This is a genomic window from Nonomuraea sp. NPDC059007 (assembly GCF_042740555.1).
GTDB lineage: Bacteria > Actinomycetota > Actinomycetes > Streptosporangiales > Streptosporangiaceae > Nonomuraea.
This window is the reverse complement of record NZ_JBHYJD010000010.1, coordinates 284835-309284: the sequence shown is the minus strand read 5'-3', so window position 1 is coordinate 309284 and position 24450 is coordinate 284835. Positions and strand designations below refer to the sequence as shown.

The window sequence follows — 24450 nt, the reverse complement described above, 5'->3', positions numbered from 1 at the left end:
GCGTGGAAACGGAGTCGACCCTGGTCGCCGAGCCTGAGGCCGCCGGACGGCGGGGACGGCACGCCGTACCGGAGAAAAGACGGCGGCTACGGGTGGGCAGGCCCGCCGTGCTCGCGGCGGTCGCGGTCGTGCTGCTCGTGACCGGGGTGGCGGTACGGGCCGCGGCGCCCGCCCGGGACGTCGCCGCGGGGAACCGGGCGCTGCTGGACCAGGCGGGCACCACGCGCGTGGCCGGTGACGTCAGCAACGCGCTGGCCAGGATCTTCACGTACTCGCCTGCCGAGATCGAGGCGACCGAGCTGGCCGCGCGGGACTCGCTGGACGGGCGGGCGGCCGAGGAGTACACGCGGCTGATCACCCAGATCCGGCGGGACGTGGTGACCCAGCAGGCCACGCTCACCACCCGGGTGGTACGCGCCGGGGTCGTCACCCTGACCGGGGACACCGCGCGGCTGCTGGTCTTCCTGGACCAGACGGCCACCCGCTCCGGCAAGCCCGCTGGACCGGCCGTGGCCGCCCAGCTCACCGTGAGCGCGCGCCTGCGGGACGACCGCTGGCGCATCACCGAGATCACCTCCAGCAAGGCGAAGCGATGACGAGCATCCAGGAAGTCACCGAGGAAACCACGGACCTGGAGTCCGGCCACCCGGAGCAGACCGGGGCGGGGGAGAGGGCGGGGTGGGTCGCGCGCGTGGCGGCGATGCTCTGCGCCCTCGCGGCGGTCGGGGCCGCCTGGTCGGGGTGGGCGTGGATCGGCGCCGTGGGCGATGACGGGCTGCGCTACTCCCGGCTGCGGGACGAGGTGGTGCGCAGCGGTTCGCAGGCCGTACAGAATCTGAACACCCTCAGCCACCGCACCGTCGAGCGCGACCTCGCGCTGTGGGAGGACTCCACGGCGGCGCGGCTGCACCAGCAGATCGTGCGGGGGCGTGCGGCGTTCACCGCCGAGATCGCCAAGGCGGGCACGGCCACCAGCGCGAAGGTCCTGGAGGCGGCGCTCACCGAGCTCGACGAGGCCGCGGGGACCGCGCGGATCATCGCCGCGGTACGGATCACCGTGGTCCCGCCCCAGGGTGAGCCGGTGGTCAAGAAGAGCCGCCTCGTGGGCGAGCTGACCCGCACCTCCGGCGGCTGGAAGCTCGCCGCCCTCACCCAGGCTCCGGACGGAACCACCTCATGACCAGCGACGACAAGGAGCCCCCCATGATCCGCGACCCCGAGCCGCAGCCCCAGCCCGGCGACAGCCTGGTGTACACGCCACCGGTGGAGCCCGTGCCCGTGCTCGTGCCCGCGCAGCCGGGGCCGGTGGAGCCGCCGTTCCCGCCGATGCCGCCGGTGGAGAAGGTCTCGTTCGCGGCGCGGGCCAGGCCGGTGCTGTCCGTCGCGGCATCGGTCTGGCGGCGCGTGTCGGCACTGCTCATCTGGGCGGTGAAGGTGGCCGCCCGGCTGATCGCGGTGGTGCTGCTCCTGCACGCCGCGTTCTCGATCTTCAAGGCGAACGCGGCCAACACCTGGTACCAGGTCGTCGACGCACTGGCCGGCACGCTGTCGCTGGGCCTGACGAGCCTGTTCGATCTGGCCGACGCCCGGTGGGAGGCGCTGGTCAACCACGGCCTGGCCGCCGCCGTCTGGCTGGTCGCCGGCTCGGTGGCGGCGGGCCTGCTGCGGCGGCTCACGCCATGAGCACGACCTGGGCCGCCGCCCGCACCCGCCGGTTGCCCGCGCTGCTGGCCCTCGCCACCGTGCTCCTCGGCGGGGTGGCCGGGCTGGCCGCGACGAAAGCGCACGACCTCCGCGACACGACCACGACCCGGAACACGGCCATGACTGATCAAACCCGGACCGGCCAGGTCAAGAGCCAGATCATCGATGCGGTGAACACCGTCTTCTCCTACGACCACGCCGACGTCGCCAAGACCGAGCTGGCGGCCCGCGACCTGCTGACCGGCAAGGCCGTGGAGCAGTACCAGGGCATCTTCGGCCTGGTCCGCGAGCAGGCGCTGCGCGACAAGCTGGTGCTGACGACCACGGTCACCGACAGCGGCGTGACGCTGCTGGAAGGCGACCGGGCGCGGCTGCTCATCTTCGCCGATCAGCACAGCACGACGGCGGAGCCGGGCAAGGCCTCCTACGCTCCGGCGATGTTCGCGGTGGGCGCGGTGCTCGACGGCGACAGATGGAAAATCGAGAACATCGACACGTTCTGAGCAAGGCATGCGCCCTGGTACGGCTGCACGCTATCGTGATGCCCGGTAAGACGGGGGCAAACGCTTAGTAATCGTACATACGGGGTGAGTGACGCATGCGCGTCCGCATTCTCCGGGGCGACCGTGCCACCGCTGTGATCGCCGCAGTGGTGGCCGGTTGCCTCGTCGTCGTGGCGGCGGTGTTCGGCGTGGGCGTGTCGAGCGCCAATCCGAAGCTGGCCGACGTGGGCGCCTGGCTCTGGACCAAGGTCCGCGGGAAGATCGTCCACGTCAACGGCCTGTCCGGAGAGGTCGACGGATACCTCGACGACAAGGCGGGCCGGCCGCTGCGCATCGTGCAGGACGGGCAGACGGTCCTGCTCGTCGACGACCGCACCGGCGTCGTCAGCCGGATCGAGCCGAGCCAGCTCAGCGTCGCACAGAGCCGCGACTTCGGCGCCGCCGGAATGCAGCTCGTGGTCACCGGCAAGTCCGCCTACGCGGTCAACCCCAAGGGAACGGTGCAACGCATCGACCCGGCCACGCTGAACTCCCTCGGCGCCCCGCTCGAACTGCAGGGACCGCTGGGCGCCGCGCGCATCGACGGCGGCGGCAAGCTGTGGGTCCCGGTACCCGCCAAGGGCGAGGTCGTCCCGGTCACGGCAGGCGTCGCCGAGCAGGCGGTCAAGGCGGGCGAGCCCGGCGAGGAACTCGCCGTCACGATCGCCGGCGGCCTGCCCGTGATCGTCAACACCCGCGCCTCCACCGCCGTGGTGATCGGCTCGGACGGCGGCGCCGGAGAGATCCTGCTGCCCAAGGGCGTCGCCCAGTCGGCCAAGGGCGGCGCGCTCACCCCGCCGGCGACCGAGGGTTCGCTGGTGCCGATCCTGGCGCCCGGCCCCGACGGGCTGCTCGTGGTGATCGACACCGCGTCCAACGCCGTCCAGACGACCAAGCTCGAGTCCGACGAACCCACCGCGCTGGGCGTGCCGCAGGTGCTCGGCTCCAAGGTGTACGTCCCCGACAGCTCCAGCGGCGGCCTCATCGTCTGGGACAGCGCGGCGGGCGGCCGGCCGACCACGATCCAGGTGGCCGAGCAGCCCGGCCCGATCGAGATGTTCGTCAAGGACGGCCTGCTGTGGGCCAACGACGAGAACGGCGACAAGGCCGTCGTCGTCGACCCCGAGGGCCGCAAGCACCCGGTCGACAAGGACGACAGCGACGTCCCCGGCCCGACCAACACGCCCAAGCCCAAGCAGACGCCGAAGCCCGAGCCCACCGCGTCCGGCCGCCAGCCCGACCCGACCAGGACGGCCGACCCGGAGCCCACGGAGACCGAGGAGCCGGAGCCGACGCACAAGCCCTCGAAGAAGCCCACCGAGGAGCCCGAGCAGACGCCCACCCCGACCCGCACGCCGACTCCGACACCGACGCCGACCCGCACGCCCACCCCGACGCCCACGCCGAGCCCGCCGACCAAGCCCGGCTCGGTCAGCGCCAAGTCCGGGCCAGGGAAGATCGACATCACCTTCAGCCCGTCGACCGGTGGCAAGCCCGACCGCTACACCGTGCAGGTCAACGGCGGCGACGGGCGCGTGTCGCCGCAGTCGGTGGACGCGAACGGGCCGTTCCAGTTCGAGTTCAGCGGCGGGGACTGCGCCAAGGAGTACTCCTTCACGATCGTGGCCCACTGGAAGGGCGGGGAGGTGCCGTCCGCGCCGAGCGCCGGGGTGAAGCCCTGCGTGGCGCCCGGCGCACCGTCGAACTTCGCCGCCAAGGCCAAGAACCGCGGCGCCGACCTGAGCTGGAGCGCGCCGTCGAACGCCGGGGAAGGCACCACGTACGAGCTGTCCGGGGCCAAGTCGGACAGCTCCATCAGCGGCACCTCGTTCAACGTGGACGGGCTGGACAACAACAAGAAGTACGAGTTCAAGCTGAAGGCCAAGAACGCGGCGGGGGAGAGCCAGGAGGTGGCCAGTGCCACCGCCGACCTGGCCTATCCGCGTCACGCCTACAGGAACGCCAACAACAACCAGACCAACACGCTCGTCCGGCCGGGGCCGTCGAAGAGCGGGGAAGCCGGGACGATCCCGAAGGGCCAGTACATCAGCATCACGGTGATCTGCCAGGTCAAGGGGGCCTCCGTCACGGAGGACGAGACCAAGGAAACCAGCGACGTCTGGAACCGGATCGAGTGGAACGGCGGTGTGGCCTACCTCAGCGTGACGCTGATGGAGTCACCGCGTGGCGCCTTCCCGGCGGCGCCGTTGTTCGAATGCACGGACTGAGAAGGGGGACTCAGCTGTGAGCCACTACAACGTGGAAGAGACCGCGCAGCCGTACCAGCAGCAACAGCTCGCGGGACAGTTCGCCCAGCGCTTCCAGCTGCTCGCGGGCAACATCGAGCATGTCATCAGGGGCAAGCGCGAGGCGATCGAGCTGGCGCTGATCTGCCTGTTCGCCGAGGGGCACCTGCTCATCGAGGACGTGCCGGGCACCGGCAAGACCACGCTGGCCCGCTCGATCGCGGCCAGCGTGGACGCCGAGTGGCGGCGCATCCAGTTCACGCCCGACCTGCTGCCCAGTGACATCACCGGCGTGTCGATCTTCAACCAGGCGTACCAGAAGTTCGAGTTCCACAAGGGGCCGGTCTTCGCCAACATCGTGCTCGCCGACGAGATCAACCGGGCCTCGCCCAAGACGCAGTCGGCGCTGCTGGAGGTCATGGAGGAGCGGCGGGTCACCGTCGACTCCGAGCCGCACCAGGTGCCGCGGCCCTTTCTCGTGGTCGCCACGCAGAACCCCGTCGACATGGACGGCACCTACCCGCTGCCCGAGGCGCAGCTCGACCGCTTCCTCATGCAGATCTCCGTCGGCTACCCCGACCACGCCTCCGAGGTCGAGGTGCTCAAGGGCGGGCCGTCCGGGCCCCAGGTCGAACGGCTGCCGGTCGTCGCCCGCGCCGCCGACGTGGCCGGGATGATCGACTTCGCGACCCGCATCCACGTGGCCGATCCGGTCTACGACTACATCGTGGCGCTGTGCGGCGCCACCCGGAACCATCCGGCGCTCCGGCTCGGGGCGAGCCCGCGAGGCAGTCTCGCGCTGCTGCGCGCCGCCCGGGTCAAGGCCGCCGCCGCCGGGCGGCACTTCGTGGTGCCCGAGGATGTGAAGGCGCTGGCCGTACCGGTGCTGGCGCATCGTCTGATCCGCACGCCCGACGCGGAGCTGCGCGAACTGACGGCGGGACAGGTGCTCGGCGAGATCCTCACCGGGATGCCGGTGCCCCAGGCGGTCTGAGATGCTGACACCGCTCGGATGGGGGACGCTGGGCGGGTCCCTGGTGCTGTATGCGGCCGGATTCCTGCTCGGCTACACCGAGCCCGTCGTGCTGGCCACCGGCGGGCTGCTCGCGCTCGGCGTCGCGCTGGCCTGGACCGCGCCCAAGCCGCGGCTGGAGGTCAGCCGCGAGGTGACGCCGCTGAAGGTGCCGCGCGGTGACGCCGCCGTGGCCGTGCTCAACGTGCGCAACCTCGGCCGCTGGGCGCTGTCCGGCCTGCGCGCGCACGACCGCATCGGCGCCGCCGAGCACACCGTCGACCTGCCGCGCCTGCCCCGTCAGGGCGCGCGCATGGTCTCCTACCCGCTGCCGACCTCCGTGCGCGGCGAGATCCCCGTCGGTCCGTTGCGGCTCGTGCGCGCCGACCCGCTCGGGCTCACCCGCAGAGTCCGCGAGTACGGCGCCGCCGCCACCCTCCTGGTCCGCCCGCGCACCGTGGCACTGCCCGTGCCCCCGTCCGGACGCGCCCACCACCTGGAGGGCCCCACCAGCGACAACGCCCCCAGCGGCACCGCCACCTTCCACACCCTGCGCGAGTACGTGGTCGGCGACGACCTGCGCCACGTCCACTGGAAGTCCAGCGCGCGCACCGGGACGCTGATGGTCCGCCAGCTCATCGACGCCAGCCTGCCCACCACGACCGTCGTCCTGGACACCCGCGACCTGACCGAGCCCGCCGTCGACGCCGCCGCCTCCGCCGCCGTGGCCGCCGCCCGCGCCGGCTTCCCCGTACGGGTGCTGACCGGCGACGGCCCGCTGGCCGAGACCAAATCCGACGCCGAGATGCTGCTGGACCGGCTCGCCCTGGTCGCCCCCGGAACCTCGGGCGTCACCGAGGCCGTCCGGCTGGCGCGGGGCGGGGGTTCGCTCGTGGTCGTCACCGCCGACCCGGCCGAGGTGGGGCGGTGCGCCGGGGTACGGCGCCGCTTCGACCGCGTGATCTGCGTGTACCTGGGCCACGGCCATCCGGCCACACCCGGCGTCACGCTGGTCCCGATGTCCGACCTCAACGCCCTTTCCCTGGCCTGGAGCGCCCGATGACCCCCACCCCGCGCTCCCCGGGTGCGCCCGTCTCCGGCCAACACCCAGCTATGCCCGGCCCCGGCCAGCCTTCGGGCCTGCCCGGCTTCGGCCGGCACCCGGATCTGTCCGGCCAACACCCGGGTTCGCCCGGCCCCGGCCAGCCCGCGGGTGTGCCCGGCCCCGGTCGGCCCGCGGACCCGTCCGGCCATTACCCGGGTTCGCCCGGCCCCGCAGGGCCTGCGGGCTCGCCCGGTCCTGGCCAGTCCTCGGCTTCACCCGGCTATGGCCAGACTTCGGGTTCACCCGGGCCCGGCCAGGAGGCTGGGTTCCCGGTCGGCTCGTCAGAGGGCGGTTCGCCGGAGGGTGGCGGGCGGCGGGGGCGGCGGCGTGCCGGTGCCGTGGCGGGGGCACGTGGCGTAGTCGGGGAGCGGGGTGTGGCGGGGGAGCATGGTGTAGCCGGGGAGCGGGGTGTGGCGGCAGGTGGCCGGGCGCTGGGGTGGCGGCTGGTCGTGGCGCTGCTGCTGGTCGCGGGGCTGGCCGGGGTGGCGGGCTGGGGGTTCCATCGGGTCTTTCCCGCTCAGCCTCTGCTCCTGGCCCTGGCCCCCGCTGCCCTCGTGCCGCCGCTGGTGGCGTTGCTCACCCGGAACCGGCCGCTCTGGCTGGGGCTGGCGCTCAACGTGGTCCTGTGGTTCGCGGCCACCGTCCCGCTCTACAAGGGCGTCGCGCCCGGGATGGTCAAGGACCTGGCCAACTCCTGGCAGGCCCTGCTCACCACCCTCCTGCCCGCCCAGCCGGAACCACGCCTGCTCATCCTGGTCCACGCGGCCGTCTGGGTGGCCGCGATGGTCGGCGCCGAGACCGTGGTGCGGAGCGCGGCCCGGATCGCCGCCGCGTTGCCCGCGATGGCGGCGTTCGGGCTGGCCCTGCTGCTCGGCGTGGACGGCGACGGCTCGAACCTGCCCGTGGCCGCCGCGCTGGTCGTGCTCACGGCCGCGCTGGCCATGGTGCGCGACGAACGTCCCGCGCGCTGGTTGCTGGCGGGGCTGCCCGCGGCGGCGCTGCTGGCGGGCGCGGCGCTGGTCGCGGGGCAACTGCTGCCCGTGGCGGCGGAGCCGTACAACCCCCGGCGGAACGCCGAACTGCCGCCCCCCATCCGCGTCGACAGCGTCAGCCCGCTCGACCGCGTGTCCGCGTGGTTGCAGTTTCCCGACCGCCCGCTGTTCACCGTCAAGGCCGACCGACCGGCCAACTGGCGGCTGGCCGTACTGGATCGTTATGACGGCGTGCGCTGGACGTCGGGCGCGCGCTTCCAGCCGACCGGCGGGCGGGTGCCCGCCGGTGAGTGGACGGGCACGGTCGACACGGTACGGCAGAGCGTCACGATCGACGGCCTGCCCGGCGGTTGGCTGCCCGCGGCCGAGCGTCCCGCCGAGGTCACCGGCGTGCCCGGCCTGGGCGTGGACCCGAGCAGCGGAGCGCTGCTGGTCTCGCCCAAGCCTGACAAGGGGTTCACGTATCAGGTGAGCTCGCGGGTGCCCAGGCCGTCGAAGGAAGACCTGGTCGGGGCGGTGCCGGTGAACGATCCGGCGCTGACCGCCTTCCCTGACGCGCCGCAGGAGGCGGAGTTCCGGAAGCTGGCGCAGCAGGCGACGAAGGGGGCGGACGCGCCGATCAAGCAGGCGTACCGGCTGCAGAAGTACCTGCGGACCACCGCCAGCAACGACCCGACGGCGCCGCCGGGGCACTCGCTGAAGGGGCTGGAGTTCTTCCTGGAGACCACGCATCGGGGGACGTCGGAGCAGTTCGCCTCGACGTTCGCGCTGATGGCACGGACGCTGGGGCTGCCGACGCGGGTCGTGGTGGGGTTCCGGCCGGGGCAGCAGTCGAATGGCGTCTACCAGGTCATGTCCGGAGATGTCGTGGCTTGGGCGGAGGTCAAGTTCGAGGGGCTGGGGTGGCTGCCCTTCTACCCGACGCCCGGCAAGAGCGGCTCCAAGGACGACCACGACGTGGTGTCGTCGGCGATCGAGGAGAGTGAGCGGCTGGAGGGCGAGTTCACGCAGGGCGGGGTGAACAAGCCCAAACCGTCGGCCAAGTCGTCCACGGGCGGGTCGCGCAGGACCGGCGAGGGGCCGCCGCTGTGGGTGATCATCCCGGCGGCCGGGGCGGGCGTCCTCGTGATCTACGCGGTGGTGGCGATGGCGCTGCCGTGGTGGCGGCGGCATCGCAGGCGTACGGCGGCCGGAGCCGAGGGCCGGGTACTCGGCGCCTGGGTCCAGTCATGCGACGACCTGGGCCTCAAGGATGACAAGGCGCTGACGGCCGAGGAGGTGGTCGCCCGTCATCCCGAGGCCATCTCCCACCATCTTCGGCCTCTCGCCGAGATTTCCAACTTCGTCCGCTACGCCCCCACCGGCAGCACTGGCAGCACTGGCAGCACTGGCAGCACTGGCAGCACCGACAGCGCCGCCATCGCCGACCAGGCCGCCGACGAGGCATGGCGCCGCAGCGACGCCGTCCGCGCCGAGGTCCGTCGCAGCACCCCCCTCAAACACCGCCTCCGCCGCCGCCTCCTCTTCCGCTGACCCCTCCCCGGTCACCCCCGGGAGTCACGCGCCCCTGGGTGGGTACCTTCCCCGGGCGTCGTGCTCCCCGGGGGTGGTGCTGCCTGGGCGTCGTGCCCCGGGGGTGGTGCTGCCCGGGGGTGGTGCTGCCTCCGGGAGGCTTCCAGGGTTGGCCCCATCGGGATGGCGCTCCGTGGGCTTGGTCCCCCGCGGCGGGGCCGGGTGGGCGGTGGGCGAGGGGTGGTGGGGTGTGGGGGTCTGGGAGGATTTCGGGGTGCGAAGTGTTGAGGCGCAGCTGATTCACCGGCCGGACGGGCGCGGGGCCGGGGAGGTGGTGCGGCATCTGCTGGCCGTACAGGCGCAGGATGTGGGGGCTGCTCAGCTGGCTCTGCGGGCGCGGTCCGCCACCGTCACCCCGGCCGAGATCGACGCGGCCGTGGAGCGGCGTGAGATCGTGCGGGCGTGGGGGCCGCGCGGGACGCTCCACTACATCCATCATGACGACCTGGCCTGGCTGCTCGCGCTGACCAGCCGCCGGACGGGGTCGCTGCTGCGGCTGTCGCAGGAGGGCGTGCGGGGTGACGACCTGCTGCCGCTGATCGAGGGCGCGCTCTACGGGCAGGGGCCGCTGACCAAGGCCGAGCTGGAAACGCGGCTGGGTGGGCGTGCGCGCGGGCAGGGCATCGTTCATCTTGTGGGGCTGGCCGCTTCGCATGGGCTCGCGGTGCTTGGGCCGTTGCGTGGTGGGAAGCCGACGTATGTTCATGCTGCCGACTGGCTGGGCGGGCCGATCGTGTTCGAGCCTGATCGGGACAAGGCGCTGGCCGAGCTGGCTGTCCGGTATCGGCGCTCGCACATCCCCGCCGAGCCAGAGGATCTGGCCGCCTGGGCGGGGGTGGCGGTGGGGGAGGCCCGTCTGGGGTGGAAGGCGACTTCGGCTCCAGCCCGGGAGGAGACGGCCGGACGGGTGGTCAGGCTGCTTCCGGCGTTCGATGAGCTTCTGATGGGGTGGAAGTCCCGCGATCCGATCCTGGCGCCGGAGCACGCCCGCAAGGTCTTCCCCGGTGGCGGCATCCTGCGCCCGTCCGTGCTGGTGGACGGCCGGGTTCGCGGGACCTGGACGCGAAAGGGCAGCGCCGTCGCGGTCGAGCCGTTTGACGAGTTGCCGCCGCTGGACGACGAGATCGCGGATGTCCGTCGGTTCCTGGCTTAGGTTGAAATATCGGGATAACCGTGTGCGGCGGCCGCCCGCCGAAACCGCTCAACCAGCTCAGGTCGTGAAATTTCCGGCACCCAGACCGCTTCCGTGAAGCTCCACAACAAGTAGGGATGCGCGCCCATCCCATAAAGCTCGCCGTAGTCCCGGCGGGCCAGCGCGTTACGCTCCTCGCCGGTCAGCGGGCCGCCTGCCCACTCCCGCGCGTACGCCACCGGGTCACCGACATACGCCGCCAAACAGTCAGGCGACATGTTGACCTCGCGCATGAACGCGTTGACCCCGTACCGGCTCATGGCGCCCACTCGAAGAACGGCGAGGTGGCGAACCGCGAAAGCGCCCCTTCGGCGGACAACGCGGGCTTCCCTCCGGCCACCCCCATCGCGACCAGGAAGTTCAGGAACTGGTGCGACACGTTCCCCGCCTCGGTCAGCCGCTCGTACGTCAGCTCGCCCAGCGCCCCGTCCACGTCGCCCGAGGCCACCCACTCCACCGCCCTCTCATCGAAGGCCCGCGACGGCGAGCCCGCGAAGTGCCGGGGCCCGCCCACCTCCGTGGCCAGGTGCCCGCTGGCGATCACCGCCACCCGCCGGTCGACCGGCGAGTCCTCAAGCGCCTGCCGCAGCACCTCGCCCACCCGGAAGAACCGGGCAGCGGACGGCAGCGGCGGCGCCATGCAGTTGGTGAACACCGGCACCACGGGCACCTCCAGCTCCGGCGTCAGGTACAGCAGCGGCAGCAGCACGCTGTGGTCGGCGCGGAAGGCGTCGGAGGCGGCGAAGTCCACCCCGCGCTCGATCCCGCCGCCCAGCAGCTCCCGCCCCAGCTCCGCGTCACCCACCAGTTCCCGGTACGGCAGGCCGAACTCCCGCTCCTCGTTCCAGAACGTCGCCGGAACGACAGGCGCCTTGCCCACCAGGAAGGCGGGCATCGTGTCGTAGAACCACTGCGTCAGGTGGTCGGTCGCCACCACGACCACGGCATCCGGCTTCGCGGCGGCCAGCCGTACCCGCAACCGCTCGAAACCCGCGCGCGTGGCGGCCAGGTCGTCGCCCCGCGCCCGCCACAGCAGCGGGTTGTGCGTGGTGCCGTAGACGCCGACGATCTCAGCCAAGGCCGAACAGCTCCCTCGCGTTGTCCAGCATGATCCGCTGCCGCGAGGCGGGCTTGAAGTCGAGCGACTCGAACTCCGCCGCCCAGCGCTCGGGGCCCAGCACCGGCCAGTCGGTGCCGAACAGCACGCGCTTCGTGATCACGCTGTCGGCGTAGTGGACCACCTCGGCCGGCCAGTAGCGCGGCGCCCAGCCCGACAGGTCGAGGTAGTAGTTGGCCTTGTGCCAGCAGGCGGCCAGGTTGTCCAGATGCCACGGCCAGCCGGGGTGCGCGGCGATCACCGTCAGCTCGGGGAAGTCGGCGGCCACGTCGTCCAGGTAGGGGATCGGCCGGGTGTACTCCAGCTTGTAGCCCATGCCGCCGCGGGTGCCGGCGCCCGCGCCGAGGAACCCCCCGTGGAACATGACCGGCAGCCCCAGCTCCGCGCAGACCTCCCAGATCGGATAGAAGCGCTCGTCGTTGGGGAAGAAGCGCTGGCGGCCGGGGTTGAGCTCGCCGACGCCCCTGATGCCGTACTCGTCGTGGCAGCGCCGGATCTCCCGCGCCGCGTCCGGCGACCAGGGGTCGATGCCGCAGAACGCGATGAAGGTGTCGGCGTGCTCGCGCTGCGCCCGGCCGAGCGCGTCGTTGAGCTCCGGCAGCCCGGCCGAGTTGACGATCACGGCCATCATGTCGCGCTCGCGGTAGAGGTCGGCCTGGGCGGCGAACGAGATCGGGGTGCGCTCCTTGCCGAAGTGGGCGCCCATCTGGCTGCGGCGGTGTCCCATCGCGGCCAGGAACTCCTCGGTCTGCGGGTGGGTGTGCACGTCGATGGCTTTCACTGCAGCTCCGGTGCGGGTCTGGTGGCGGGACGCGGCAGCCGCCGCTCGTGCGTGGAGAAGCGGGTGCCCGGCCGGGTGGTCTCGTCGTCGATCAGGCCCAGGTGCAGCGCCTGCGGGTCCTGGACCAGGTCGGCGACGGTGTTCAGCGGCCCGTGCGGGATGTCGGCGGCGGTCAGGCGCTCGAACCACTCATCGCGCGGCCGCTTGGCCGTCTCGGCCCGCAACGTCTCCTCCAGCTCCGCGTAGTGGCGAAAGCGCAGCTCACGGGTGGCGAAGCGGGGATCCTCCGCCAGATCGGGACGCTCCAGGACCTTCAGCAGCCCGAGCCAGAACTTCTCCGGCACCGACAGATGGATCACGAACGGCAGTCCCTCCGAGCTCACGCACCCGTAGGCCTGCGCCCGCGCCGCCCTGGTCGAAGGCCCGGCGACCGTGCCCGTCTCCAGGTAGGTGGCGATCGGCTCGGTCAGGAAGTCGGTCAGCGCCCCGAGCATCGACACTTCCACGCGCCGGCCCTCGCCGGAGGCCGAGCGCGCGTGCAGCGCCGCCAGGATGCCCTGGACCGCCGACATGCCCGACAGAAGATCCGAGAACGCCGGCCCGGCCGGGCGCGGATCGTCCAGCGGCACCAGATGTCCGTACATGCCGCCGATCGCCGAGATGATCGTGTCGTACGCCGGGCGCTTCGCGTACGGCCCGCTCGGCCCGAACCCGGTGATCGAGCAGTACACCAGCCGCGGCTCCCGCACCTTCATGACCGGCCAGCCGAAGCCCAGCCGGTCGGCCACCCCGGGCCGGAAGTTCTCGATCAGCACGTCCGCGCCGGAGACCAGCTCCAGCAGCGCCGCCAGCCCGTCCGGGTCCTTCAGATCGAGCGTCACCGAGCGCTTGCCCCGGTTGTAGGCGGCGAACTGCGGACTGTACGGCCGGCCGCCGCCACCCTGCCAGCGTCGCATCGGATCGCCGCCCGGCGGCTCCACCTTCGTCACCTCCGCGCCGAGGTCGGCCAGCAGCTTCCCCGCGTACGGCGCGGAGATGTACTGGCCCGCCTCGATCACGCGCAGCCCGCTCAGGGGCATGTCAGCTCCTCCTTAGTCACGAGCATCACCTTGCCGAGATGGTCGCGCCGGCCCGCCATGGCGAAGGCCGCGCCGACCTCCTCCAGCGGCAGCTCCGCCGCCACCGGCGGTCTGACCAGGCCGCGGGCCACCAGGTCCAGGCCGTCGCGGACGTCGGCGTAGTCCGCGGCGGCGCAGCCGTACAGGGTGACCCGGCGGGTGTAGAAGGCGCGGGTGTCGATCGCGACGGCCGAGTCCGGCAGCGCCGCGGCCACGACCACCGCGCCCACCCACGCCACGCACCGCAGCGCCGCCGAGATCAGCTCGCCGCTGCCCGTCGCGTCCAGCACCAGGGCGGGCGACCTGCCGTCGAGCGCCTTCTCCAGCGCCTCGCCGGCGCCCTCGCGCGAGTAGGTGACCACCTCGCTCGCGCCCAGGCCGGGCAGGTCGCCGATCGGCTCGCCCTCCAGGGCGCCCGCGGTCACCTCGGCGCCCAGCGCGGCCGCCACCTGCACCGCGGCGCAGCCGAGCGCCCCGGTGGCCCCGGTCACCAGCACCTTCCGCGGGACGCCCCGGCCTGATCGGCGGATCATGTGCAGCGCGATGGGCACGCTGTGCACCGCCGCCGCGGCCCTCGGGAACGGCAGCGGCCCCACGTCGAACGCCACGCGGGAGGGAACCGCCACGTAAGAAGCGGCGCCGCCGTCACGGTGGATGCCGACGACCGTCTGGGCCGGGCAGTCGGCCTCGCGGCCGGCCGTACACGCGCCGCATCGGCCGCACGGGACGTTCGGCTTGACCGCCACGCGCGCCCCCACGCGGTCGGGCACGCCCGGCCCGCAGGCGACGACGACGCCCGCCGGGTCGAGCCCGATCGTGCGGGGGAGCAGCACGCCGGGGCCGAGCGGCGCGCCCGCCATGACCTGGCGTTCGAGCTGGTTCACCCCGACCGCGCGCACCTCGATCAGCACCTCGCCCGGCCCCGGCTCCGGCACCGGTACGTCGGCGACGCGCAGCCGCGAGCCGTCCCAGCGTGCCGCCCTCATGGGCGCTTGGCCACGCCGAGCGCGTCCTGCGCGCGGGTGAGCTGGCCGAGATGGGTGAACGACGCGAACGGCGCCGGCGGCAGCTTCAGCACGGCGAGCAACTCCTCGAAGCCCTTCGGGTTCAGCCCCATGTCGTCGTCGTAGAGCAGCGGGCCGTTGGCGTAGACCTCGGGCTCCTCGTCCAGCGGCGTCACGGTGAAGCCCTTGGCGCGCATCAGCTTCTGCACGTACGCCTGCTGCGCGGGGTCCTTGTAGACCTTGATGCCCTTGATCGTCGCCCGGATGAAGCGGGCCGTACTGTTCGGGTTGCGGTCCACGAAGTCCTTGAGCGCGGTCAGGCTGTCGTTGGGCCACTCCTTCATCACGTCCAGCACCAAGCGGCCCTGCACCAGCTTCTTGTGCCGGGGGAAGATCACGGTCATCGCCAGCTTGCCCTGCTTGAACTGTTCCACCCAGGCGTTCGAGCCGCCCGGCAGGTTCACCGGCTTCACCGCCACGCCCGTCAGGTCGAAACCGGCCTCCTTGAGCAGCTGTACCCGCACGTCGTACTCGATCGTGCCGGGGTTGGCGCCCAGCAGCACCGGCTTGCCCGCGAGGTCCTGCGGCTTGGCGATCTGCGGCTGTACCACCACGACGAACGGCTCGCGGTTGCGGTACCCGGCCACGATCCGCAGCCCGGTGCCCGCCGTCGCCGCCGCGACCACGTCGGGCGAGGCCTCGGCGCCGAAGTCGAGGCTCCCGCCGACCAGGCCCTCCCTGATCGACTGCACCTCCACCCGCTCGACCGCCAGCCCCTCCTCCTTGTAGAAGCCCTTGTCGAGGGCGATCTCGACGGGGGCGTTGGTGTCCAGGTTCGGCAGCCGCATGCCGATCTTCAGGGTGGTCTTCTCCGGCGCGCCGATGGGTCCGGTCGCGGCGGGCGCGGGCGTCTGTGGCGCGTTGCCGCCACATCCGGCGATCAGGAGGACGGCCAGCGGCACGATCAGACGTTTCATGACACTCCTTCGGCATACCAGGGAGCGGCGATCCGGCGAGCGAGACTCACCAGCGCCATCAACACGTTGGCGATGACGACCAGCAGAAGCGTGAGCGCCAGCGCGGATGCCAGGTCGAAGTCGGCCGACCTGCGGAAGATCAGGTAACCGAGCCCCTGGCTGCCCCCGATGAACTCGCCGACCACGATGCCGACCATGGCCCTGGCCACGCCCATGCGGATCCCGGTGAGGATCAGCGGGAGCGCCGCCCAGAGCTGCACCTTGAGGAACACCTGGATACGGCCGCAGCCGTACACCCGGGCCGCCCGCACCAGCGAGGGATCCACGCCCCTGATGCCGTCCATGGTGTTGATCGCGATCGGGAAGACCGCCATGAGAAAGATGATGAGGATCTTGGGCGCCGCCCCGAACCCGAGCCACAGCACGAGAAGCGGCTGGAAGGCGATCCTCGGCATCGCGTAGGCCGTCCAGAACGGCGGCCCGGCCACGTCGCTGACCAGCCGCGACGACCCGAGCGCCAGCCCGCACGGCACGCCGACGACCACCGCGAGCAGGAACCCGGCCACCGCGTTCTGCGTGCTGAACCAGGCGTGCTCCGGCAGCGTGCCGTCGGCCAGCATCCCGGTGAACGCCGTCCAGATCGCGCTGGGCGGCGGCACGAACGACGGGCTGGCCAGCTTGAGCCCGCTGATCGCCAGCTCCCACAGCGCGAACAGCGCCGCCACCTCCAGGGCGACCGCCCACCTCTTGAGGTCACGCATGGTTCCTCCACCCGCCGGCCCGGCGTTCGGCCAGGTCGAGCAGCCGTACCAGCACCACCGACAGCACGACGTAGACGCCGATGGCGGCGAACGCCTCGCCGGTCCTGAACCGCGCGGTGGCGTTGACGATGATCGACCCGACGCCGCTGGGTGAGCCCACCATCTCGCCGACCAGCAGGCCGATCATCGACGTGGGCACCGCCAGCCGAAGACCCCCGATCACGTACGGCACCGCCCACGGCAGCCGGATCTTCAGGTAGACCGCCATCCGGCCCGCGCCGAACACCCGGGCCGCCCTGATCAGCGACGGGCTGGTCTGCGCCGCGCCGGTCGCGGTGTTGAGCGCCACCGGGATCATCGTGCTGAGGAAGACCAGGACGACGATCGGCCCGTCGCCGTAGTCGAGCCAGGCGGTGAGCGTGGGCTGGAGCGCGATGAGCGGCGTCGCCCACAGGGACCAGAGCAGCGGCATGAGCAGCCGGTTGGCCCACGGCAGGCTCCCGGTCACGAGTCCGGTGACCACTCCGGCGGCCGCGCCGAGACTGTATCCAATCAGCCAGCTTCTGGCGCTGGTGCCGAGGTGACCGGCCAGTTCGCCGCTGGACGTGAGCGAGGCCAGCGCGCCGGCCACGTCGCCGGGGGAGGGGAAGAAGACGCGGTTGACCAGTTCGAGCTCGACCACGGCCACGTGCCAGAGCGCCACGAAGACCACCAGGTCGGCCAGGGCGATGAGCGGGGTGCGGTACTTCCAGGGGCGGCGGGCCGTACCGGATGGGCGGGCGCGCAGGGGTTTGGCGGGGGCGGTGCGCGCGGTCATTCCGCGGCCCCGCGGGCCGCGGCCACGGCGTCGGACTCCAGCGACTTCCACAACTGGTCGCGCAGCCCGTCGCGGTTGCCCGGCGTCACGGAGACGATCTCCTTGATGGTGCCCGGGTGCGAGCTGAACACCGCGATCCGGTCCCCGAGCTGGACGGCCTCGTCGATGCTGTGGGTGATGAAGACGACGGTCTTGCCGGTGGCGTCGATGATGCGCTTCAGCTCGGCCCGCATGACCTCGCGGGTCAGCGCGTCGACCGCGCCGAGCGGTTCGTCCATGAGCAGGATGCGCGGATCGGCGACCAGCGACCTGGCCAGCCCGGCGCGCTGCTGCATGCCGCCGGACAGTTCGCGCGGGTAGGAGTTCTCGAATCCGGACAGGCCCACGAGGCGGATGGCCTCGGCGATCCGGTCGGCGGCGCCCTCCTTCAGCCGGGGCTGCATCTCCAGCCCGAATCGGACATTGTCGGCGACGGTACGCCAGGGCAGCAGGGCGTAGTCCTGGAAGACCACGGCCCGGTCGGGGCCCGGCGCGGTGACCGGGCGGCCGCCGGCCAGGATCGTGCCGGTCGTCGGGGTGAGCAGGCCCGCCACGCAGTTGAGGACCGTGGTCTTGCCGCAGCCGCTGGGCCCGAGGACGGTCAGGAACTCGCCTTCCATGACGTCGAGGTCGACGTCCTGCACGGCGATCAGCCGGTTGCCCGTCCTGGCGACGTGGTACCGGACGGACAGGTCGCGGATCTGGATGATCGGATCGGTCGCCATAAACGGCTCCGTACTCCCAGGGGAACGAGATGGCTACATTATTCATGGCCTTAAATCACGGTCAACCCCCTCCTATCGGACGTTTTCGAGAGAGTGTTGACAAGATTGGATACGAAATCCAGGCTGTGGGCATGCGCACAGAAGAAGTGAGCTGGTACAGCGAAGGCGACCGGATCAGCGCCCTGTGGCGTACCCCCGACGAGGGGGCGGGGCCGTACCGCGCCATCGTCCAGGGCCCCGGCTGGCTGGGGCTCAAGGACGCGAAACTCTACGTCCGCTATCACGAGGCACTGACCGCGGCGGGCTTCGCCGTGCTGGTCTTCGACTACCGGGGCTTCGGCGGCTCCGAGGGCGACCGGTCGATTCTGTCGCCGGTCCGGCAGTTGCAGGACCTGCGCTCCGCCGTCACGTACCTGAGCGGGCGCGACGACGTCGTGCCCGACGGCATCGGCGTCTTCGGCAGCGGCGGCACGGGCGGCGGCAACGCCGTGCTGCTGGCCGCCGCCGACCGGCGGGTCCGGGCCGCGGTCAGCCAGCTGCCCGTCGCCGACGGGGCCGACTGGCTGCACCGGATGCGCAGCGAGTACGAGTGGCTGGAGTTCCTGGCCGACGTCGAGTCCGACCGCCTCGACCGCGTACGCACCGGCAAGGGCCGCCTCGTCCATCCCCGCGAGGAGATCATGGTCCCGACCAAGGAACGGCGGGCCACGACCGTCAAGGCCGACGTGGACGAGCGCATCCCGACCCAGGTGGCGTTCGCCCCCGCGGTGGAGGAGATCCTCGCCTACCGGCCCGCGGCGGCCACGGTGCACACCCCGCTGCTGGTCATCGGCATCGAGAACGACGCCACCACCCCCACCGACCACGCCGAGCAGGTGTACGCCGCCGCCCGCGGCCCCCGCGAGCTGATCATGCAGCGGCACACCACCCACTACGCCGCCTACGACCGCTACTGGACCGAGGTGACCCCGAGGGTCGTCGCCTGGTTCGACCGCCACCTCGGCCCCGCCCACCTGGTGGTCTCCACCCCCGAGGGCGACGCGCGGATCGAGGCGCCCGCATGATGAGGATCGCCGGAGGAACGGTCGTCACCCCCGCCGGCCGCCTCGACGCCGACGTGCTCGTGTCCGGCGGCAAGATCGCCGGACTGGTCTCCCGGGAGGTGGAGACCGGAGACCAGGTGGTCGACGCCACCGGCAAGCTCGTCCTGCCCGGGATGGTCGACGTGCACGTCCACACCCGCGAACCCGGCTTCACCCACAAGGAGGACATCCTCACCACCACCCGCCAGGCCGCGGCCGGAGGTGTGACGACGATCTTCGGGATGCCCAACCTCGACCCGCCCACCACCACCGCCGAGACCCTGCGGGACGTCCTGTCCCGATACGCGGCGACCTCGATCGTGGACTACAACCACAACCCCGCCGCCACCCTGACCGACCAGGTCCCCAAGATGGCCGAGATGGGCATCAGGGCCTACAAGGTGTACATGGTCGTCGACACCGGCCGCACCTACCCGCACCCCGCCGGAACCGGCATGCACGACCACGGCGACCTGCTGCGCATGATGGACACCATCGCCGCCACCGGCAAACGCTTCATCGTCCACCCGCACGACCAGGCGCTCATGGACTACATCGAGGGCCGTTACCTGGAGCGCGGCGAGAACACCCCGCAGGCCTACGCCCAGGCCTATGCCGAACGCGAAGGCGTCATCTGGGACACCGCCATCGACGTCGTCCTCCGCCTGGCCGAGGCCAGCGGCTGCCCCGTCCACCTGGCCCACATGCAGACCCGGCGCTCCGTCGACGCCGTCCGCCGGGCCAAGGCCCGGGGCGTGGACGTGACGTGCGAGGTCAACCACTGGATGCCGTTCCTGGCCCGGTGGGAGCACGTCGAGCGGCTAGGGCCTTATGCGCTCTCGTACTGGGTGCCCGACGACGCCCGCGAGGCGGTCTGGGACGGCATGCGCGACGGCACCATCGACATCGCCGCCTCCGACCACGCGCCGCACACGCGCGAGGAGAAGGAGATCGGCTGGACCCGCATGTGGAGCTCCCACACCGGAACCCCCGGCATCCAGTACTTCTACCCCCTCCTCCTGAACGCCGCCCTCTCGGGTCAGATCACCTTGGAACGCGTCGTCGAAATGGCCGCCGAGACCCCCGCCCGCAAGTTCGGCCTCCCCACGAAGGGCGCCCTGCTCCCCGGCCGCGACGCCGACATCGTGATCGCCGACCCTGACGCGCCGTGGACCATCACCGACGCGGACGTCCTGTCCAGGGTCGGCTGGACACCCTATGCGGGGGTGACGTGCGGGGTCCGCATCGACCGCACGTTCGTCCGCGGAGTCGAGGTGTACGGCGACGGCCAAGTCGTCGGCCACCCAGGCCACGGCCAACAAGCCTGACCCACCCCCAGCCTCCACCCCTCACCCCGCCTCCCAACCCCAACCTCCACCCCCCCAACCTCCACTCGCCAACCTCCAACCCGACTCCACCTCCGACCCGACTCCACCTCCAACCCGACTCCACCCCGCCTCCGCCTCCCAACCTCCGCCTCCCGTCTCACCTTCACCACCCGCCCTGCCTCCACCGCCACGCCCTCGACCTCCTCCTCTCATTCCGGAAGCCCGGGACCGGGACCGGGACCGGGACCGAGAAGCCGAGATCGTGGCTCCGGCTTTCCGGCCGGAAGGCTCGGGGCACCCGGAGACCTGAGAACCCCGAGTCTCAGGGCCCAGGGGGTTGAGGGCCCAGGGCCTTGTGACGCCGAGGGCCTGAGGGCCGAAGGGCTTGAGGGCCGAAGGGCTTGAGGGGCCGAGGTCCCGCAGGGTTCAGGGGTTTGAGGGGTTGGGGAGGGCGGGTGGGGCGGTAGCCGTACCTCATGGATTTAAGGAGATTTGTCGTGAAATTCGGCCTCTTGCTTCCCCACTTTGGTGAGTTCGCCTCCCGCGACCGGTTGCTCCGTGGCTCGCAGCGGGCCGAGGAACTGGGGTTCGACTCCGTCTGGGTGCGTGACCACCTGGTCTTCGAGCCGCACGGTGAGATGGAGTCGCCCAACCGGGAGTTCTACGACGCGCTCACCACGTTGACCGCCATCGGGGCGGTGACCTCGCGCATCCAGCTCGGCACCGGCTCGCTGATCCCCTTCCGCCACCCGCTGACCACCGCGCTGCAGCTCGGCACCATGACGCAGCTCGTCGGCGACCGGCTCATCCTGGGGTTCGGGGCGGGCACCTTCCAGCACGAGTTCGACGCGATCGGCTGGGGCGACAGGGACCGCGTCTCGCTGGTCCGCTCCAACGCCGAGATCCTGCGCAAGGTCGCCGTCGAGAACGATGTCAGCTACTCCGACGACAACTTCACCTTCACCGGCGTCAGCATCGAACCCAAGCCCGTCGGCGGCCCCGTCCCCTTCTGGTACTGCGGCGCCACCCCCCGCAGCGCCCGCCTGGCCGCCGAGTGGGCCGACGGCTGGATGCCCGGCCGCATCTCGCTGGCCACGATCCGCCGCCGCGTCGAGAGCATGCGTGAGATCTGCGAGGAGAACGGCAGGAAGCTCCCGACCGTGGCCGTCATCCCGCCCACCTCCGTCGCCGCGACCAGGGAGGAGGCGCTGCGCGACGTCAACGTCCCGGGCCTGCTGGCCTGGGCGAACAAGGCCAAGTTCGCGGTCAGGCCGCCATCGGGCCGGTTCGAGACGGTCGAGGACCTCGAAGGCCAGCTCATCGTCGGCGATCCGGGGGAGATCGTGGACGAGGTGAAGAAGTTCGAGGCGGCCGGGGTGGAGCACCTCGTCTTCGACTTCCGCTTCTCCTTCCCGCGCTGGTTCGAGGTGATCGACCTGCTCGGGGCCGAGGTACTGCCCAGACTCCGGTAGTGTCCCGCATGGCGGGACACCTGTGCTTGGATTGGATCCGATAACCGGATCCCCGGGAGAGGCGTGAGCGTGGAGACCGCGACCAAGCCCTCGTTCGACGATGTCGTCGGCCGTATGTCCGCTGGATACAAAACGGTCGGACAGATGGCCTACGACGTCATCCGCGAGTGCATCATCACCGGCGTGCTGGCACCCGGCGAGCATCTGCGCCAGGAGGAGCTCGCCGAGCGCCTCGGCGTCTCGCGCATCCCGGTGCGCACCGCGCTCATGCAACTGGAGTCCGAGGGGCTGGTCTCCTTCCACCCGCACCGCGGCGCCGTGGTGCGTACGCTCACCGTCGAGCAGGTCCGCGAGATCTACGAGCTGCGCGTCCTGCTGGAGTCGCACGCCCTGCGCAAGTCCATCGCCAGGATGACCTCCGCCAGGGCGGCCCGGCTGCGCGAGCTCGGCACCGCCCTCGACGAGCCCCACGTCAGCAGCTCGCTGGCCGAGGAACGGGCCGCCTTCTACCGGGAGCTGTACGACGCGGGCGAGAACCCCGTCGCCGTCGGCATCATCGAGGACCTGCGCAACTCCGTCGGCCGCTACCTCCTCGGCCTGCGCGTCGGCCACGACCAGGGCGGTCACCGCCACCTCGCCACCCTGGCCGCCCGCGGCGACGTCGACGCCGCCGTCGCCCACCTGCACGAGCACCTGGAGATCGTCTCCCGCCGCATCATCGAGGTGCTGTCGGAGGAGGCGGAGACCGCGGCCCCCACCAAACCCCGCCGCCGCCAGGCCAAATGAGACCAGTGCGGCAAAAGGCCGTGGGGCTCCGCTGCCCATGCCCTGGAGCGATCCGGGGGCGACGCCTCAGGTTCCGTGTCGCGGGACCCGGGGTTGATCGGGGCGGGCGGTGGTGGGCAGGGTGGGCCATGTCCCACGTTCAGTCGGTCTCGAAGGCCGCGTGTGTCCTGCGCACGCTGGCCGGCACCCAGCGCCCGTTGTCGGTGCGCGAACTCGCCGGCCGTACCGGAATCCCGCGCAGCACGGTGCACGCGCTGTGCACCACGATGTGCCACGAAGGCCTGGTGGAGGCCGAGCCGGGAGAGGGTTACCGGCTGGGAACGCTGGGACGGCGGCTCACTGCGAGGTAGACGCGGCGGCGTTGGGGGCGGCGGCGTCGTTGGGCTGGGGGCCGCCCGGCAGGGCGCCTCGGATGCACGTCGGCTTGGACCAGGCGACGCTGGTCTTCTGCGAGATCTGCAGGGGTACGCCGACCAGGAAGCAGTAGCCGACGCCCTTGGTGAGGCCGGTCACGCGGGTGGAGGTCGTGCCGGCGGGCAGCGGGATGAGGGGCTCGTCGTCGGAGGGTTCGCGCTGGACCACGATCGGGTACTCGCGCGCGCCGCCGGGCAGGCGCCAGGTCAGCGTGACCGACACGCCCAGATCCCGGCTCACCTTGAGCCCGCGCGGCCGGAGCGCGTCGATGGACTCGCGGTCGACGGTGGGAGTGCTCGGCTGTTTCAGCTGCGTACGGCCGGCCGTGGGCACCGTGCCGGACGGGCGCTGCGACAGGTAGACGGCCACCCCGGTACCGGCCAGGGCCACCGCCACCACGGCCACCCCGATCACGATCTTGCCGCGCCCCGGGGAGCCGCCGTCCTTCCTGCGTCGCCCGCCGGGCGCCGCCGGACCCCCTCCCCCAGGCGGCTGCGCCAAGGGAACCTGCGGGGCAAGGGGCACACTGCTCTCAGGCGCCCACGGACTCGTGGCCTGCCCGCCCGCAGGACCGGCCGGAGCCTGACCGGTGGCGTGCCGGGTCTCGGAAGGGGCCCACGGGCTGACCGCGCCGGTCACCGGATACGTGGAGCCCGGCGCCCAAGGGCTGGGACTGGCGGGCGGGTAGGCGGGAGCCTGGGCGGGGCCGTTCAGGTCGGCCGGGGCGGTCGCCGGGTAGGTGGCCGGGTGGGTCTGCGGGCCGGACGGCGAGTCGGGCCGCGGCGCGGGGGAGGGGCCAAGGTCGGCGCCGAGCAGGTCGGTGACCGGCAGCCCGAGCTCCGCCTGGATCTGCCGCAGCCGCTCGGCGAACTCGCGGGCCGTGCCGTACCGCTGCTGAGGGTCCTTGGCCATCGCGCGCAGGACCGTGGAGAAGACCACGGCGGGCACGTCGGCGCGATTGATGGGCGGCGGGTCGCTGCTCAGGACGCGGTACATCAGCGGCGCGATCGACGGGTCGGTCGGGCTGTGGAAGGCGGGCTGGCCGGCCAGCAGGTGGTAGAGGGTGGAGCCGAGCGAGTAGATGTCGGTGGCGGCGGTGTGCTGGTGGCCGCTCAGGACCTCAGGCGCGGCGTGCAGCGGGGTGAACGCGTGGGTCGAGGCGGACACCTCGGCGGTGTCGATGACGCGGGCGACCCCGAAGTCGGCGATGGCGGGCTCGCCGTACCGGGAGATGAGGATGTTCTGCGGTTTGATGTCGCCGTGCAGGACCCCGGCCTCGTGGACGGCGGCCAGCGCCCCGGCGAGCTTGACGCCCGAGCGCAGCACCTCCTGCAGGGGGAGCGGCCCGTTGTTGCGGATGCGGTCGCGCAGGGAGCCGTTCTCGAAGAAGTCCATCGCGATGTACGGCTTGCCGGATCGCGTCGTGCCGGTGTCGAAGACGGTGACCACGTTGGGGTGGCCGGTGAGGCGGCCGGTGAGCTGGAGTTCGCGCTGGAACCTGCGCATCGTCTTGCTGTCGACCCGGTCCACGGACAGCACTTTGAGCGCCACGACCCGGTCGAGACGCTCCTGGTAGGCCCGGTAGACGATGGCGAATCCGCCCTGGCCGGCCTGATCGAGCACTCGATAGCCGGGGGCGTCCTCGACGTGCTGCACAGTGCTTC

24 protein-coding genes are annotated in these 24450 nt (G+C 72.0%); 14 read left to right on the top strand and 10 right to left on the bottom strand.

Translation table 11 applies throughout. From position 1 onward, the window contains the following. Positions 1 to 2: 2 nt before the first annotated feature. The 9 genes from ACFWY5_RS19605 (at position 3) to ACFWY5_RS19565 (ending at position 10326) form a co-directional block, all read left to right on the top strand. Positions 3 to 596, top strand: coding sequence for a hypothetical protein (locus ACFWY5_RS19605; protein WP_379633428.1), 594 nt, complete (start codon positions 3 to 5; stop codon positions 594 to 596). Then, a complete protein-coding gene (locus ACFWY5_RS19600) occupies positions 593 to 1180 on the top strand; it encodes a hypothetical protein (protein WP_379633426.1) in 588 nt (195 codons plus the stop codon). Before ACFWY5_RS19605 ends, ACFWY5_RS19600 begins: the two co-directional genes overlap by 4 nt. Further along, positions 1177 to 1683: a hypothetical protein gene (locus ACFWY5_RS19595; protein WP_379613467.1), complete on the top strand. Its 507-nt coding sequence runs from the start codon at positions 1177 to 1179 to the stop codon at positions 1681 to 1683. Before ACFWY5_RS19600 ends, ACFWY5_RS19595 begins: the two co-directional genes overlap by 4 nt. Then, a complete protein-coding gene (locus ACFWY5_RS19590) occupies positions 1680 to 2207 on the top strand; it encodes a hypothetical protein (protein ID WP_379633424.1) in 528 nt (175 codons plus the stop codon). The genes ACFWY5_RS19595 and ACFWY5_RS19590 overlap by 4 nt, the downstream gene beginning before the upstream one ends. 95 nt (positions 2208 to 2302) lie before the next feature. Then, positions 2303 to 4474: a fibronectin type III domain-containing protein gene (locus ACFWY5_RS19585; RefSeq protein ID WP_379613463.1), complete on the top strand. Its 2172-nt coding sequence runs from the start codon at positions 2303 to 2305 to the stop codon at positions 4472 to 4474. A 16-nt stretch (positions 4475 to 4490) separates the two neighbouring features. Further along, entirely contained in the window at positions 4491 to 5486 is a 996-nt protein-coding gene (locus ACFWY5_RS19580) for an AAA family ATPase (protein WP_379633422.1), read from the top strand. Between the two features lies 1 nt (position 5487). After that, positions 5488 to 6567 carry a DUF58 domain-containing protein gene (locus ACFWY5_RS19575; RefSeq protein ID WP_379633420.1) on the top strand — a complete coding sequence of 360 codons (1080 nt, stop codon included), beginning with the start codon at positions 5488 to 5490 and terminating at the stop codon, positions 6565 to 6567. Between the two features lie 452 nt (positions 6568 to 7019). Continuing rightward, entirely contained in the window at positions 7020 to 9134 is a 2115-nt protein-coding gene (locus tag ACFWY5_RS19570) for a DUF3488 and transglutaminase-like domain-containing protein (protein ID WP_379633418.1), read from the top strand. Between the two features lie 253 nt (positions 9135 to 9387). Next, the gene (locus ACFWY5_RS19565; protein WP_379633416.1) at positions 9388 to 10326 is read left to right on the top strand and encodes a winged helix DNA-binding domain-containing protein; all 939 of its coding nucleotides are present in this window, start codon (positions 9388 to 9390) and stop codon (positions 10324 to 10326) included. Here ACFWY5_RS19565 and ACFWY5_RS19560 read toward each other — a convergent pair. Genes ACFWY5_RS19560 through ACFWY5_RS19520 form a run of 9 tightly spaced genes read right to left on the bottom strand, consistent with a single transcriptional unit; the run spans position 10323 to position 17704 of the window. After that, positions 10323 to 10625 (bottom strand): hypothetical protein, encoded by a 303-nt coding sequence (locus ACFWY5_RS19560; protein WP_379613453.1) that lies wholly within the window; start codon positions 10623 to 10625, stop codon positions 10323 to 10325. The genes ACFWY5_RS19565 and ACFWY5_RS19560 overlap by 4 nt on opposite strands. After that, positions 10622 to 11443 carry an extradiol ring-cleavage dioxygenase gene (locus ACFWY5_RS19555; protein ID WP_379613451.1) on the bottom strand — a complete coding sequence of 274 codons (822 nt, stop codon included), beginning with the start codon at positions 11441 to 11443 and terminating at the stop codon, positions 10622 to 10624. Before ACFWY5_RS19555 ends, ACFWY5_RS19560 begins: the two co-directional genes overlap by 4 nt. Continuing rightward, positions 11436 to 12263, bottom strand: coding sequence for an amidohydrolase family protein (locus tag ACFWY5_RS19550; protein ID WP_379613449.1), 828 nt, complete (start codon positions 12261 to 12263; stop codon positions 11436 to 11438). Before ACFWY5_RS19550 ends, ACFWY5_RS19555 begins: the two co-directional genes overlap by 8 nt. After that, a complete protein-coding gene (locus ACFWY5_RS19545; RefSeq protein ID WP_379613447.1) occupies positions 12260 to 13342 on the bottom strand; it encodes a CaiB/BaiF CoA transferase family protein in 1083 nt (360 codons plus the stop codon). Before ACFWY5_RS19545 ends, ACFWY5_RS19550 begins: the two co-directional genes overlap by 4 nt. After that, a complete protein-coding gene (locus ACFWY5_RS19540) occupies positions 13333 to 14367 on the bottom strand; it encodes a zinc-binding dehydrogenase (protein ID WP_379633414.1) in 1035 nt (344 codons plus the stop codon). The genes ACFWY5_RS19545 and ACFWY5_RS19540 overlap by 10 nt, the downstream gene beginning before the upstream one ends. Then, the gene (locus ACFWY5_RS19535) at positions 14364 to 15362 is read right to left on the bottom strand and encodes an ABC transporter substrate-binding protein (RefSeq protein WP_379633412.1); all 999 of its coding nucleotides are present in this window, start codon (positions 15360 to 15362) and stop codon (positions 14364 to 14366) included. Before ACFWY5_RS19535 ends, ACFWY5_RS19540 begins: the two co-directional genes overlap by 4 nt. Next, positions 15359 to 16123, bottom strand: a complete 765-nt coding sequence (locus tag ACFWY5_RS19530) for an ABC transporter permease (RefSeq protein WP_379633410.1) — start codon at positions 16121 to 16123, stop codon at positions 15359 to 15361. The genes ACFWY5_RS19535 and ACFWY5_RS19530 overlap by 4 nt, the downstream gene beginning before the upstream one ends. After that, the gene (locus tag ACFWY5_RS19525; RefSeq protein ID WP_379613439.1) at positions 16116 to 16940 is read right to left on the bottom strand and encodes an ABC transporter permease; all 825 of its coding nucleotides are present in this window, start codon (positions 16938 to 16940) and stop codon (positions 16116 to 16118) included. The genes ACFWY5_RS19530 and ACFWY5_RS19525 overlap by 8 nt, the downstream gene beginning before the upstream one ends. Then, positions 16937 to 17704, bottom strand: a complete 768-nt coding sequence (locus ACFWY5_RS19520) for an ABC transporter ATP-binding protein (protein ID WP_184962610.1) — start codon at positions 17702 to 17704, stop codon at positions 16937 to 16939. The genes ACFWY5_RS19525 and ACFWY5_RS19520 overlap by 4 nt, the downstream gene beginning before the upstream one ends. 131 nt (positions 17705 to 17835) lie before the next feature. On the opposite strand from ACFWY5_RS19520, the gene ACFWY5_RS19515 reads away from it, so the two are divergent. From ACFWY5_RS19515 to ACFWY5_RS19495, 5 genes are all read left to right on the top strand, one after another. Beyond that, the gene (locus tag ACFWY5_RS19515) at positions 17836 to 18768 is read left to right on the top strand and encodes an alpha/beta hydrolase (protein ID WP_379633408.1); all 933 of its coding nucleotides are present in this window, start codon (positions 17836 to 17838) and stop codon (positions 18766 to 18768) included. Next, a complete protein-coding gene (locus tag ACFWY5_RS19510; protein WP_379613432.1) occupies positions 18765 to 20114 on the top strand; it encodes a dihydroorotase family protein in 1350 nt (449 codons plus the stop codon). The genes ACFWY5_RS19515 and ACFWY5_RS19510 overlap by 4 nt, the downstream gene beginning before the upstream one ends. Positions 20115 to 20611: 497 nt before the next feature. Then, positions 20612 to 21586 (top strand): LLM class flavin-dependent oxidoreductase, encoded by a 975-nt coding sequence (locus ACFWY5_RS19505; RefSeq protein WP_379613430.1) that lies wholly within the window; start codon positions 20612 to 20614, stop codon positions 21584 to 21586. A 63-nt stretch (positions 21587 to 21649) separates the two neighbouring features. Continuing rightward, positions 21650 to 22372 (top strand): GntR family transcriptional regulator, encoded by a 723-nt coding sequence (locus ACFWY5_RS19500; RefSeq protein ID WP_379613428.1) that lies wholly within the window; start codon positions 21650 to 21652, stop codon positions 22370 to 22372. Positions 22373 to 22500: 128 nt separating this feature from the next. After that, positions 22501 to 22722, top strand: a complete 222-nt coding sequence (locus ACFWY5_RS19495) for a helix-turn-helix domain-containing protein (RefSeq protein WP_379613426.1) — start codon at positions 22501 to 22503, stop codon at positions 22720 to 22722. On the opposite strand, the gene ACFWY5_RS19490 is transcribed toward ACFWY5_RS19495, so the two are convergent. After that, entirely contained in the window at positions 22709 to 24442 is a 1734-nt protein-coding gene (locus tag ACFWY5_RS19490; protein ID WP_379633406.1) for a protein kinase, read from the bottom strand. The genes ACFWY5_RS19495 and ACFWY5_RS19490 overlap by 14 nt on opposite strands. Positions 24443 to 24450: the final 8 nt, after the last annotated feature.